Origin of the sequence: Bordetella sp. H567 (assembly GCF_001704295.1) — a bacterium.
Lineage (GTDB): Bacteria > Pseudomonadota > Gammaproteobacteria > Burkholderiales > Burkholderiaceae_B > Bordetella_C.
Genome location: NZ_CP012334.1, coordinates 2734655 through 2747433, shown reverse-complemented (window position 1 = coordinate 2747433; position 12779 = coordinate 2734655). Strand labels below are relative to the sequence as shown.

General features: G+C 67.1%; 15 protein-coding genes. 4 read left to right on the top strand and 11 right to left on the bottom strand.

All coding sequences use genetic code 11. The annotated features are described in order from the left end of the window. Window positions 1-4 precede the first annotated feature (4 nt). From AKI39_RS12340 to AKI39_RS25895, 3 genes are all read right to left on the bottom strand, one after another. Window positions 5-595, bottom strand: coding sequence for a BON domain-containing protein (locus AKI39_RS12340; protein WP_066636213.1), 591 nt, complete (start codon window positions 593-595; stop codon window positions 5-7). 101 nt (window positions 596-696) lie between these two features. Further along, window positions 697-1221, bottom strand: coding sequence for a hypothetical protein (locus AKI39_RS12335; RefSeq protein WP_066636210.1), 525 nt, complete (start codon window positions 1219-1221; stop codon window positions 697-699). Continuing rightward, window positions 1218-1391 carry a hypothetical protein gene (locus tag AKI39_RS25895; RefSeq protein ID WP_201258571.1) on the bottom strand — a complete coding sequence of 58 codons (174 nt, stop codon included), beginning with the start codon at window positions 1389-1391 and terminating at the stop codon, window positions 1218-1220. Before AKI39_RS25895 ends, AKI39_RS12335 begins: the two co-directional genes overlap by 4 nt. Window positions 1392-1545: 154 nt before the next feature. On the opposite strand from AKI39_RS25895, the gene AKI39_RS12330 reads away from it, so the two are divergent. Together AKI39_RS12330 and AKI39_RS12325 are read left to right on the top strand one after the other, a co-directional pair. Beyond that, window positions 1546-2844 (top strand): NAD(P)H-binding protein, encoded by a 1299-nt coding sequence (locus AKI39_RS12330; protein ID WP_066636207.1) that lies wholly within the window; start codon window positions 1546-1548, stop codon window positions 2842-2844. Continuing rightward, window positions 2832-3308 carry a DUF2269 family protein gene (locus tag AKI39_RS12325; RefSeq protein ID WP_066636205.1) on the top strand — a complete coding sequence of 159 codons (477 nt, stop codon included), beginning with the start codon at window positions 2832-2834 and terminating at the stop codon, window positions 3306-3308. Before AKI39_RS12330 ends, AKI39_RS12325 begins: the two co-directional genes overlap by 13 nt. Before the next feature lie 56 nt (window positions 3309-3364). On the opposite strand, the gene AKI39_RS12320 is transcribed toward AKI39_RS12325, so the two are convergent. The 7 genes from AKI39_RS12320 to AKI39_RS12290 all read right to left on the bottom strand — a co-directional run bounded on the left by AKI39_RS12320 (window position 3365) and on the right by AKI39_RS12290 (window position 9386). Then, a complete protein-coding gene (locus tag AKI39_RS12320; protein WP_145925259.1) occupies window positions 3365-3868 on the bottom strand; it encodes a GAF domain-containing protein in 504 nt (167 codons plus the stop codon). Between the two features lie 9 nt (window positions 3869-3877). Next, complete coding sequence (locus tag AKI39_RS12315; RefSeq protein WP_066636204.1) at window positions 3878-4792, bottom strand: branched-chain amino acid ABC transporter permease; 915 nt, start codon at window positions 4790-4792, stop codon at window positions 3878-3880. Between the two features lie 2 nt (window positions 4793-4794). Then, window positions 4795-5673, bottom strand: coding sequence for a branched-chain amino acid ABC transporter permease (locus AKI39_RS12310; RefSeq protein WP_201258570.1), 879 nt, complete (start codon window positions 5671-5673; stop codon window positions 4795-4797). Between the two features lie 10 nt (window positions 5674-5683). Next, window positions 5684-6895: an ABC transporter substrate-binding protein gene (locus AKI39_RS12305; protein ID WP_066636200.1), complete on the bottom strand. Its 1212-nt coding sequence runs from the start codon at window positions 6893-6895 to the stop codon at window positions 5684-5686. 119 nt (window positions 6896-7014) lie between these two features. Then, complete coding sequence (locus AKI39_RS12300) at window positions 7015-7749, bottom strand: ABC transporter ATP-binding protein (protein WP_066636198.1); 735 nt, start codon at window positions 7747-7749, stop codon at window positions 7015-7017. After that, window positions 7746-8519, bottom strand: a complete 774-nt coding sequence (locus tag AKI39_RS12295; RefSeq protein WP_201258569.1) for an ABC transporter ATP-binding protein — start codon at window positions 8517-8519, stop codon at window positions 7746-7748. Before AKI39_RS12295 ends, AKI39_RS12300 begins: the two co-directional genes overlap by 4 nt. A 141-nt stretch (window positions 8520-8660) precedes the next feature. After that, the gene (locus tag AKI39_RS12290; RefSeq protein WP_066636194.1) at window positions 8661-9386 is read right to left on the bottom strand and encodes an MgtC/SapB family protein; all 726 of its coding nucleotides are present in this window, start codon (window positions 9384-9386) and stop codon (window positions 8661-8663) included. Between the two features lie 334 nt (window positions 9387-9720). Between AKI39_RS12290 and AKI39_RS12285 the strand changes: the two genes are divergently transcribed. Beyond that, window positions 9721-10830, top strand: coding sequence for an amidohydrolase family protein (locus AKI39_RS12285; RefSeq protein ID WP_066636191.1), 1110 nt, complete (start codon window positions 9721-9723; stop codon window positions 10828-10830). Here the strand turns inward: AKI39_RS12285 and AKI39_RS12280 are convergent, their stop codons facing one another. Beyond that, complete coding sequence (locus AKI39_RS12280; protein WP_066636188.1) at window positions 10831-11754, bottom strand: LysR family transcriptional regulator; 924 nt, start codon at window positions 11752-11754, stop codon at window positions 10831-10833. A 116-nt stretch (window positions 11755-11870) separates the two neighbouring features. Here AKI39_RS12280 and AKI39_RS12275 point away from each other — a divergent pair, with 116 nt between their 5' ends. Next, a complete protein-coding gene (locus AKI39_RS12275; protein ID WP_066636185.1) occupies window positions 11871-12656 on the top strand; it encodes an SDR family oxidoreductase in 786 nt (261 codons plus the stop codon). Window positions 12657-12779 lie beyond the last annotated feature (123 nt).

Below are 12779 nucleotides of genomic sequence, written 5' to 3'. Positions count from 1 at the left end.
GTGGTCAACTGCCGGTCGTGGGCGTTGGCGCGGGTTCGGCGCCCGTGTCCGACATCGGTTCGGATAGACCCTCCGGCGCGGACTGGGACATAGTCTTCGATGCGGACGCCGGCTTGGATCCGGCGTCTTGCGCGCCCTGCAATTCCGGCACGTTGCCCGCCGCGCCGTATTCCGCCAACTGGTCGGAAACGCGTTCCACGCCGTCGACGGATGACACGGCCTGCACCAGTTTTTCGCGATCCGCGGCAAGGACATGGCCGGTGAGCAGCACGTTGCCGGCCGATACATTCACATCGATGGCGCCCGGCGTACTGATGGCGCGGCCGATCGCCGTGCGCACGCGTTCGTGGACCTTGCGGTCGCTGGCCGGGACGCCGGCCGATGCCGCATGACGCACCTGCGCCGCCATGCCCTGCAGGCGGTCGCCGGTCCAGCGAGCCTGGCGGCGCACGTATTGCCGTGCCTCCCTGGCCCGCCCAGCCGCCTGGTCGCGCAGCACCGCGCGCCGGCGGCGCCCCGTTTCCGGATCGAAGTAGTACATGGCCGCCGCCCCCAGCGCGGCCGCGACCAGCGTATCAACGAGATGGTTTTTCATGGCGTCTCCTGCAATATCGCGTGAGTGATCAATGGCCTGTTCGCCTGCATGTGCGGTCATGGAAAAAAGTCTCGCGTTTTCGGTGATCGAAGCGCGGAATTTCAGCAACCCGGATGCCTGCCCTTGCGCAGGGAACGGCACTGCTCGCACCGCAGCGCATGCGCGGCCCCGAGGGCGAGGCCGAAGACGCCGTACACGATGGCGAGCGATGAACCGTCCAGGTGCCGCTCAAAACCGGGCGTCAAGCGCTTCGGCGTCAATTTCAAGTCCACGCCGGCCGCGACGGCGGCCAATGTCAGTCCCAGTACGGCGATACGCCGGGGCCGATGCGGCCCCTCCAGCAGCAAGTATTCGAACGGCACCGCCCAGAACACCGACGAGCCGTGATGGATGAGATAGCCGGCCACGGTATGCCGCACGGTAAAGCCGCGCTCGCGCAGCGATTCCTCGCGCCAGAGCCAATGGCTGGGGGCGTTCATGGGCGCCATGCCCTTGCGTTCCCGACGTCCGAAATAGGCCAGCACCGCCATCGAGGCGGCGCTGGCCACGCTACCGGACCATGCGGCCGCGCGGGCGAGCGCGTTGAGCCGGTCCGTTCCGCGCCGTGTTTTGTAGTGGCTGCTCATGCGCCACCGACCGCTTTGATGACCTTGCCGGTCCCGCCGCACTGCGTGCATTCCACCCCGTCCTTGCGGCCGGTCCCGCCGCAATCGGGGCACGGCGCTTCGCCCGTGCCAGGCGTACCCGGCGGCGCCTGGTCCCCGGGGTTCATCGATGAGTCTGGCGTATTGGCCATGATGGCGTCTCCTGTGGTGTCCGGCCTTGGCGCCCGCGAAGGATGTCATCCTCTGGCGCCTCGCACAGGCGGTCGCGCAAGAGGCGTACCGGCCGCCACGAACGGGCACGACCACTGCGGGGCACGTTCGCGACGCGCTTATACGGAGATCTCGATGAGGATTCTATTGACGGGCGCCACCGGTTTCATCGGCGCGAGGCTGGTCACCGCCCTGGCGGAACAGGGGCATGACCTGCGCTGTGTCAGCCGCAGGCCACCGCCCGCGCGCGACGACTCGGCACGCACCGCCTGGATCGCCATGGATTATGGGCGGTCCTTGGCCCCCACCCAGTGGATGGCCGCGCTGGACAGCTGCGACGCCGTCATCAACGCCGCCGGTCTCTTTCGTTCGCAGGGGGCCAACACGCTGGAGCGCGTGCACGCCGAGGCGCCGCGTGCGCTGTTCGAGGCAGCGCGCCAGCAAGGCGTCCGCCGCGTCATCCAGTTGTCCGCATTGGGCGCGGATGACCATGCGGCGTCTGCCTACCATCGGACCAAGAAGGTGGGCGACGACAGTTTGCGGCGGTCGGGCCTGCCTTGCACCATCGTCCAGCCTTCGCTGGTCTTCGGGCCGGATGGGGCCAGCGCCCGCTTTTTCATGATGATGGCCACCCTGCCGCTCATACCGCTACCCGGACGCGGCGACAGCCGAATCCAGCCGGTGCATGTCGACGACCTGGTGCGTGCCGTGCTGGCCCTGTTGGAATTGCCGCGAGACCGGATGCCGCCAGTGCTGAAGGTGGTCGGGCCCGAGCCCATGACGCTGCGGGACTACTACGCGACCTTGCGCAGCGGCCTGGGGGTGATACGGCCCGCACGATATGTCGCCGTCCCCTACCCGCTCGTGTCAGCCGCCGCGCGCGTCGCGGATTGGTTCGGAAGCGGCTTGCTGAGCCGTGAGGCGATAGCCATGCTGGCGCGCGGCAACACGGCCGATCCGGCGCCCTTGGCGCGCGTAATCGGTCGGGCTCCCCGTCGGGCGGCGCGCTTCATCGAGCCATCCTGCGCGTCTCCCATGGCGACACGTGCCCGCGCCGCCTGGCTATTGCCACTGCTGCGCTGGAGTATCGCCTTCGTGTGGCTGTTTACCGCCGCCGTATCGGCCTTCGGCTATCCACTGGCCGACAGCTACGCGCTGTTGGCCCGCACGGGTGTGCCAGCCGCATGGCAGCCGCTGGCCCTGTATGGCGCGATCGCCATGGACCTGCTGCTGGGCCTCTCCGTGCTGATACCCCGGCGACCGCGCTGGATCTGGCCGGCGCAGGCCGCGCTGGTCATTGGCTACACCTTCATCATCTCACTGCGCCTGCCGGAATTCTGGCTGCATCCCTACGGCCCGCTCAGCAAGAATCTGCCGTTTTTGGCGGTGCTATGGCTTCTTTATGAAATGGAAGACAAGCCGTGGACATCGTGATCGTGAAGTGGATACACATCCTCTCGTCGACCCTGCTGTTCGGCACGGGCATCGGCAGCGCGTTCTATCTGCTGGCCGCGACCTTGCATGGCGACGCGCGCGTGGTGGCCCCCGTGGCGCGCTTCGTCGTGCGGGCGGACTGGATGTTCACGGCGACGACGGCGGTCATCCAGCCGGTATCCGGCGCGTGGCTGGCGTGGCGTTATGGCTTGGGCATGGAGGCCACCTGGATACGTATCTCCGTCGTCCTCTATGGGGTGGCCATCGCGTGCTGGCTGCCCGTGGTGTGGCTGCAGCTCAAGCTGCGCGATGCCGCGCAGTCTGTTGCACCGGCCGAGGGCGCCGGGCCAGTCCCGCTGCCGCCGTCCTATCTCCGGTATTTCCGCGTCTGGTTCCTGCTGGGGATACCCGCCTTTCTCGCTTTCGTGTGTATCTTCTACCTGATGACCGCCAAGACGCCCTAGACTTCGCGCTGGTACTCCCCCCGGGCACCGCCCCCGGTGCGGCGCCGGCGCGGGCGCTAGGCGGCCCCTTCCCGTCGGACCGCGTTGAACAGCGGCGCCAGCAGGTAGGCAAAGGGTGTGGCGATGGCCACATGACGGTCCTCATACCATCCCGCCTGATGCAGCAGGTTCAGCGTTCCGAGGGTCTGGCCCTCGATCACCACCGGGATATTCAGCACCGAATCGCAGCCGAGCGATGCGATCAGCGCATGGTCGAAGAACGCCCACTTGATGTCGTCCGCCGTGTTGCCGATATAGGGCTGGCCGCGCTTGATCACCAGATCGCCCCAGGGCGTGGGCCCCATTTTCTTCGCGCCGCTGACGGGATACGCGCCCGGTTGGTTGCTGTACAAGCGGATCACCTGCTGCGCATCGGCGGACGTGTACAGGATGGTGAACAGCTTGTGGCCGACCAGTTCGCCCAGGGCCTGGTCAGTGGCGCCGAACAACCCTTCCCGTCCGCCGGGCACCGCGGCCGCGGTGCAGCAGTGATGAAGCAACTGCAATGTTCTCGATTCCATGTGGCTTTCCTATGCGTGGTCTTGCGGATCGAAGCCGGCCGGACGGATCCGTTCCGGCAGGATGCCCTGCGGGCGGACTTGCAGGAGGGCGACCAGCGCGGCCGCGATGATGAAATCGCGCAAGGCCGCCGCCTGCACCGCCGACAGCGCGGACGTCCATTCCGCCAGCATGCGGGTGCCTTCCAGCAAGGCCATGACCAGCACCGCGCCGACGACGGCGCCCAGCGGCCGGCTGTTGCCGCCCGCGGTGGCGGCCAGAAAGACGTAGATGGTCAGCAGCGGGACCACCAGGTCGGGAGCGATATACGAGGTGAAATGGGCGTAAAGCGCGCCCGCCAGGCCGGCCAGCGCCGTGCCCATGGCGAAGGCCGCCACCTTGTAGCGCGGCACATTCTTGCCGGCCACCAGCGCCACCACGTCGTCGTCGCGGATGGCGCGCAATACACGCCCGTAGGGACTGGCGGCCAGCCGGGCCAGCATCCAGGCGGCCGCCGCCGCCACCAGCCACGCGGCCAGCAGATAGGCGGTGTTGAACCAGGGGCCCATTTCCGCCTTCAGCGGGCCGGGGATGCCGGATATGCCCTCCGCGCCTTTCGTGAGCCAGCTTTCGTTCAAGACCACCAGCCGGATGGTTTCCGCGAAGCCCAGGGTGACGATGGCCAGGTAATCGCCGCGCAAGCCGCGGGTCGCGTAGGTCAGCACCACCCCGGCCGCGCCGGCGGCCAGCGTCCCGATGATCCAGCCGGCCAGGACAGGCAGGCCGAACTGCGTGGTGGCGATCGCGGATCCATACGCGCCCACCGCGAAAAAGCCCACGATGCCCAGGTTCACCATGCCGGTGTAGCCCCAGATCACCGTCAGCCCCAGGGCCATCAGGCAGTACACCGCGGCCAGGGTAAGCGAGAAGGCCAGATAGGAAAGCATGGCTATGCCCCTTGCCGCCGGCCCATCAGGCCCTGCGGACGGAAGGTCAGGAACAGGAAGATCGCCACGAAGCCGACCGCGCTGCGATACGTCGGCGGCAGCCAGATCAGCGCCACTTCCTCGGCCACGCCGATGGCCACGGCCCCGATCACCGCACCGGCCGGGCTGGCCAATCCGCCCAGCACGCTGGCCGCGAAAAAGGTCAACAGGAAGCGGCTGCCGGTCAGCGGGTCGATGCTGGTGTCGATGCCCAGCAAGGTGCCGCCCACGCCGGCCAGGCCCATGCCCAGGAAAATGGTCAGCGCCGCGATGATGTCCGGATCGATGCCCTTCAGGCGCGCCAGCGTCGGGTTGTCGGCCACCGCCCGCATCGCCTTGCCCATGCGCGTGCGGCGAAAGTACAGGAACAGGCAGGCCGTTACGGCGACGGCGATACCCAGGTTGCCGAACTGCTGCGGACTGACCCGTATGCCGCCGACGCTGACGTCGCGCATGATGGGTACGTCGAAGCTGCGCAGGTCATTGCCGAAGGCGAAGCGCAGGATGGCTTCCAGCGCGAGCATGATGGCGATGGATACGATCGCGACGGTCAGCCCGCCGTCGGATGAGGATACGCGGCGAAGGCGGCGCATCCCTACCCAGTCGCAGGCCAGCCCCACCAGCCCCGCCCCCAAGAAGGCCACCGGGATGGTGGCCAGCGGAGGCAGGCCCCAGCGCACGTTGGCGATATAGGCCAGGTAGGCGCCCACGCTGGCCACCCCCGCCACGGCGAAATTGGGAAAGCGCAGCACCGCGTACATCATGGACAGCCCCACCGCGGGCAAGGCGATCGTGGCCCCGGCGATGATCCCGTTCGCCAGCGCTTGCAACAGCTCCGTCACGGGCGATCCTTCAAGCGATTTTGAGCAGGACGGCCTTGCCATCCTTGACCTGTTCGTAGCGGAAGCTGGCTTCGGCGACATCGCCGATGTCGGTGAAGCGGCATGGGCCGCTGGCGCCGACGTAGTCCACGCTGCCGCCGCCGGCCAGGATTTTCACGCCCGCCGCCGCGTTGTCCACGCGTTCTCCACCATTCGCCGACAACTTGCGAATGGCGTCCTTGATCGCCGCGCCGGAAGCGGCGCGGGCCTGCGCCATGGCCATGATGACCAGGTCCGCATGGTCATAGGCCTGGGCGGTATAGGGATCGGGGCTGTCCGAATTGACGATTTTCTTCAGGCGCGCATAGGCGGTGCCGTCGGCAGCCGGCGAAGGCGCGATGGTGAAGATGCCTTCGACCGTCGCCTTGGGCACCGAGTCGATCAGCTGCTTGTTGATGGTATAGGCATACGACAGCATCTTGCCCTGGTAGCCGGCCCGGTAGATGTCCTTCACCAGCACCGAGGTATCGGCGACGTAGCCGCCCAGCACGAGCATGTCGGGCTTGCCGGCGAGCGCCTTGTCGATTTCCGTGCGGTAACTCGCCTTCTTGTCTTCGTAGACCAGCGTGGTGACCGAGCCGCCGGCCGCCGCCATGGCCTTGGCCATGTTTTCCGTCATGGACTGCACGAACGGCGTTTGTGGCGACAGATAGACCACCTTGCGCGCACCTTGCGCCAGCGCGAATTCGCCGAACTTGCGGCCCTGCAGCGTGGTGGTGGGCTGCGTGCGGAACAGATAGCCCTGGTGCGGCAGGTGCGTCAGGTTGTCGGCGCCCGAGGCGCACGCGATCACCGTCTTGCTTTCCCAGCACAGCGGCGCCACTGCCTGCGTGACCGGCGACGACCATACGCCGATGATCGCCACCACTTTATCGACGTCGATCAGCTTGCGCGCCGCCCGCACGGCGGCTTCCGGGCTGGTCTGGCAGTCCTCGCGCAACAGCTTGATCTGCCGGCCCAGCACGCCGCCCGCCGCATTGACCTCGTCCACCACCGCCGCGATGGCCTGCTGCATCGGTGGGCCATATTGGGCGCCGGAACCCGACAGCGGCGATAGCGCCCCCAGCATGATCGGGTCCCCGCCCTGCGCGTAGGCGCCGCGCACGAGATAGGGCTGCGCGCCCAGCGCGGCGCCGGCGGCGGCCAGCTTGAGGAAACGGCGGCGGTGCGGGAGGTTCGACATGGCGGAGGTCCTCGGTCGGATGGTGGGGACGGTGGATCGTCCTGGAAGGAAATTCGAAGGATTCAAGGTCGACAATGAGCGGCCAGGGCCGGTTAATCCATGCGGGGCTCCTTCGCGCGTCAACAGGCCGTGGTCTCGGCGGCGCCGCCCAGGAACATGCGGCGCGTTTCCGGATCGTTGGCCAGGTCGCGGGCGTCGCGGTCGGCGCGCTTGGTGCCGCTGACCATGACGATGCCGCGATCGGCGATATCCAGCGCCGCCAGCGCGTTCTGTTCGATCATCAGGATGGTCAGTCCGCCGTCGGCCAGTTCGCGGACCGTATCGAACAGCACCTCGCAGGCCGCGGGCGACAGGCCCGCGGACGGCTCGTCCAGCAGCAGCATGCGGGGTTCGCCCATCAGGGCCATCGCCATGGCGACCACCTGGCGCTGCCCGCCGGATAGCGTGCCCGCCGGCGCGCGCCGTTTTTCGCGCAGCACGGGAAAGCGCTCGTACATGGATTCGATGCGCGCCTCTTCGCCGCACCCGTGCAGGTAGGCGCCCATTTCCAGGTTCTCGCGTACCGTCATTGCGCCGAACACATTGCTTTCCTGCGGCACGAAGCCGATGCCGGCACGGGCGCGCGCCAGCGGCGTGTGCGTGGCCAGTGCGCGGCCTTCCAGTTCGATGCGGCCTTCGGCCAGGTGATGCAGGCCGGCGATGAGCTTGAGCAAGGTGGACTTGCCGGCGCCGTTGGGGCCGACGACCACGACGAGTTCCCCCGCCTGGATGTCCAGGTCCACGCCCTTGACCACGCGATCCGACGGCGCATAACCGCCCGCCAGCCCGTGCACGCGGAGCAGCGGCGCATTCATGAGGCCGCCCTCGCCGGATGGCGCCGGCCAAGATAGGCATCCTGGACCGCGGCATTCGCGATGACCTCGTCATAGCCGCCACGGGTCAGGAAGGCGCCTTCGGCCATCACCACCACGTCATCGCACAGCAGGCGCACCAGTTCCAGATCGTGTTCGATCAACAGCACCGTCAGTCCGTCTTCGCGCAGCCGCGCAAGCTGTTCGGCGATTTCCCGCGCCAGGGTGGGATTGACGCCCGCCATGGGCTCGTCCAGGAGCAGCATGCGTGGTTCGGCCATCAGGGCGCGGCCGATCTCCAGCAGCTTCTTTTGTCCGCCCGATATATCGACCACCAGATGGTCCAGCACCTGCGCGAGCTTCAGGCGCCGCGCCACCTGGAAAGCCTGTTCACGCAAGGCCTGTTCGCGCTCGCGCGCCGCCGCGCTGCGCAGGCAGGCGGCCAGCAAGCCTTCGCCGGGCTGCTGCCTGCCGTACAGCATCAGGTGTTCGAATACCGACATGCGGGGAAAACCGCGCGCCAGCTGGAAGGTGCGGACCAGGCCGGCCCGGGCGATGCGATCGGCCCGCCAGCCAAGGATCGCGCTGCCCTGGAATTCCACCGAGCCGCGCGCCGCCGGCAGCAGACCGGTCACGCAATTGAACAGCGTGGTCTTGCCGGCCCCATTGGGACCGATGAGTCCCGTGATCGCTTTGTCGCGCACGGTGAACGTGGCATCGTTCAACACCCGCAGGCCGCCGAAGCGGACATTCAACTGCCTGATATTCAGCACCGGCCGGTTCCTGCACAGGCGGGCGGCGCGTATTCACGCCGTCCGGAATGGAATTGGATCCAATATCCTGGACATACTAGTCGCGATATCCGCTGATGTGCAATCGCTCGGCCATTAGGGATTTCACTGCCCTTCCGTCCTTCAGCCCTTGTCCTGGCTGGCCATGTCGAAGCACTTGACCTGATAGCGGGACTGGATCCACGTCAGCACGTGGAGCGACATGTCGGTGCCTGGGCGGCACCGCCACGCAAGCCGGAACGCGTATTCAGCCTGTGCGCGCTCGCCGGTTTCCTGGCGGCTTTCGAAATAGGCCTGGCAATGCGTTGCCCTCCCCTTCGCCGCGACCAGCGCGGGCAAATCGCGCAGCGTGTCGGCGCCGGGGTCATCCAGGACCACTACGCGGGCCCAATGTTCGTGCGGGATCGCCAGGTCCACACGTTTGAGCACCCAGAGCGTGAACACGCCGAGGACCGTGGCACAGATGCCCAGCGCCAGTTGTCCGCCGCCCAGGCAAAGCCCGATGATGGTGACGAGCCAGAGGGTGGCCGCGGTGGTGACGCCGGTAAGCAGGTCGCCCTTGCGCAGTATCGCGCCGCCCCCGATGAAGCCCACGCCCGTCAGCACGCCCAGCGGCAGCCGCATCAGGTCCATGACGACGAACGAGGACAGCGTCTTGCCGGAAAGCGTAAGCAGTATGTTGGCCTGCACCATGGCCACCGAGGCGGCCAGGCACACCAGGATGGTGGTGCGCAATCCGGCGGCATGGCCGCGCGCTTCGCGATTGAAGCCGATCACCGCGCCGGCAACCATGGTAAGCGCCAGGCGCAGCGCGATGTCGGGCCATGTGGGTGATAGCGGCATGTTCATGACGGCGGGTCCTTGTGCACAAGTGCGGAAGGCCGTACGCGCCCAGCAACTCGCATTCCAGACATCACGCCGCTAGCGCCTTCCGGCTTTCAACGGCCTGTGTGCGCTTCGTCCTGTTGTTTCCGTCGCAGAAGGTAGTCTCATGAGGAAACGGCTTGCCTTGGCGCAGGCCCTTTTATCTGTATGCTGCCCTTTGGTTAGCGATCGATCAAATGCCATTGGCCGCCATGCGGCCAATGCGGAGGAGAGGGATCGGCCCGCTTCCCAGCGCGAACGACCGCCGCGTGGTCGTCGCGTCGACATACCTCATAACGACAAGACCCATGGAGACAGAATGAAATCCCGTCGAGCTTTCTTGAAATCCGCCACCGGCCTGGGCATCGGCTTTTGCTCCTGTGGCTTGCTGGATGCCGCCCGTGCGCAGGCGCCCCAGACGTCATGGCACCTACCGGTTACCGTCGATGGCAAGCGCGTCCGCACCGTCGACACGCATTCGCATTGCTACTTCCAGGACGCCATCGACCTGATGGGCGCCGATGCGAAGAGCGTGCTGCCGCCGGTCAAGGGCGTACCGGAACACTTCATCGCGGCAGACAACAAGGAGGCCGTGCAGAAGCGCCTGGCGGCGATGGACGCGATGGGCATCGACATGGAAGTGTTGTCCATCAATCCCTTCTGGTATCGCAAGGACCACGACACCGCGGCCGCCATCGTGAAGATCCATAACGCCCGCTTCGCCGAACTGTGCGCGGCCTACCCCAAGCGCTTCGCCGCCTTCGCATCGCTTAGCCTGCAGTATCCCGACCTGGCCGTGCAAGAGCTGGAGACGGCGATCCGGACGCAAGGACTGCGCGGCGCCGCCATCGGTGGCAGCGTGAACGGCGAGGAGTTCGCCGATCCGAAATTCCATCCGGTATGGGCCAAGGCCGAAGAACTAGGCGCCGTCCTGTTCATCCATCCGCAAAGCACCCCGGAACTGGCCAAACGCTTGAAGGGCAACGGCTGGCTATCGAATGTGACGGGCAACCCGCTGGACACCACGCTGGCGCTGCAACACCTGATTTTCGAGGGCGTGCTGGACAAGTTTCCGCGCCTGAAGATACTGGCCGCGCATGGCGGAGGCTATCTGGGATCGTATGCGCCGCGCATGGATCACTCCTGCTTCGTATCGCCGCAGAACTGCAATCCGGATATCGTCCTGAAGAAAAAACCGACGGAATACCTGAACCAGCTGTACTTCGATAACCTGGTGTTCACCCCGGAGGCGCTGCGGCACCTCGTCGCCCAGGTAGGCGCCAGCCAGGTCGTGCTGGGCACCGATCATCCGATTCCGTGGGAAGAACACCCGGTGGACCAGGTGTTCGCGACCCGGACGCTGACCGACGCGCAGCGTATCGCCATTCTGGGCGGCAATGCGCAGCACCTGCTGGGGCTGGATTTATAGTCAGCGCGGGTCGAAAAGCGCGGCCAGGCGCTTTTCGCGGAAGTACGCGATGACGAAGTCCACGAAGACCCGTGTCTTGGGCGGCATCAGCTTCTTGTTGGGATAGTAGATGGAGATGGGCCCCCATACGGCGCACCAGCCCGGCAGCAGCCGGATGAGTTCGCCGGTGGCCAGCCATGGCGCGGCATGCGGCGTAGGCACCAGCGCCACCCCATAGCCCAGCTTCGCCGCGGCGGCCATCGCTTCGGGATCATCGAATATCATGCGCGTGCGGCATTCGGCGCTGGCCTCCTGGCCGTTGGCGTGGCGCAGCGTCCATGTCCGCACCCGTCCGGTGGGGCTCGACCGCCGGACGATGCCATCCAGCTCCGCCAGGTCGTCCGGATGCCCGGGCATGCGGCGGCCCGCCATGTAGGCGGGCGACGCCACCGCCACCACGTGCGTCACCGCCAACTGCCGCGCCACCACGCCTTCGGTCAGTTCGATGCCCCCGCCGATGGCCGCGTCGTAGCCTTCGCGCACCAGGTCCGCCGCTCGATTGTCGAAATGCCAGTCAGGAACGATGGCGGGATAGCGGGCCAGGAAGTCGCCCAGCATCGGCACCAGATATTCGCGCCCGAAGGCCAGCGCAACGCTCAAGCGCAGCACGCCCGACGGCTGCCCCTCGTGCTGCGCGGCATGCGCGAACGCGTCCTGCAGGCCGGCGAAGTGGGCTGACACGTCGGCCAGGAAACGCTCGCCGCCTTCGGTCAGCGACAGGGTGCGCGTGCTTCGATGGAACAGCCGCAAGCCCAGCTGCGCCTCCAGCCGCGCGACGTTCTTGCTGACCGCTGCCGGCGTCATGCCCAGCCGCCGCGCCGCGGCCGAGAAACTGCCCAGCTGCGCGCTGCGGATGAAAGATTCCAGCAGGTTCAAGGCTTCCATGTCCGAACCACTTGATAGTCAAGGTTGAAGATGCATCAACCGATTATCGGCTACCGCGAGCAGATCGGAAAGGGAATACTGGCAGCACTTTCAAACCACCCACGAGGTACTCGATCATGAACTCTCCAGTCCTTTCCGCAAGCCGCGATGACGCCACGCGCGGCGCGCCCCTGGCCGGCAAGACCGCCTTCGTCACCGGGGGCGCACGCGGGATCGGCGCATCCATCGTCCGCCGCCTGGCGCGGGACGGCGCCCATGTCGCCTTCACCTATCGCGGCTCGGCCCAGCAGGCTCGCGCCTTGGCGGCCGAATTGGAGGCCGGCGGCGCCCGCGCGCTGGCCCTGCAGGCCGATGTCGCGGACCCGCAAGCCGTCGCCCAGGCGGTCGATGCCGCGGCGCTCGAGTTCGGCGGCGTCGATATCCTGGTCAACAACGCGGGCGCGCTGTTCCTGGGGCCGATCGAGACCTTTTCGCTGGACGATTTCGACCGCACGCTGGACTTGAACGTGCGCGCGGTATTCGTCGCATCGAAGGCGGTGCTGCCGCATATGCCCGACGGTGGCCGCATCATCAATATCGGCAGCGTCAACGCCGACCGCATGCCGTTTCCCGGCGGCGCCGCCTATGCGATGAGCAAGTCCGCGCTGCAAGGCCTGGTGCGCGGCATGGCGCGCGATCTCGGCCCGCGCGGCATCACGGTCAACAACGTCCAGCCGGGACCGACCAACACCGACATGAACCCGGAAAGCGGCGAGTTCGCCGAGATGCTGCACGGCCTGATGGCATTGCCGCGCCACGCGCGCCCCGAAGAGATCGCCGGCATGGTGGCTTATCTTGCCGGTCCCGAGGCGGGCTTCGTTACCGGGGCGAGCCTGACGATCGACGGCGGCTTCGGCGCCTGAGCACCCTGATCTGCGGCCGGCCTTGCCGTGCCGGACGCCCCTGGCGCACCCGACAATGTGCCGCGCCAGGGGGGTGCCGATGCGATACGCCCCGTGCCGCGTCGCGATGCGCGGCGGTGCTCC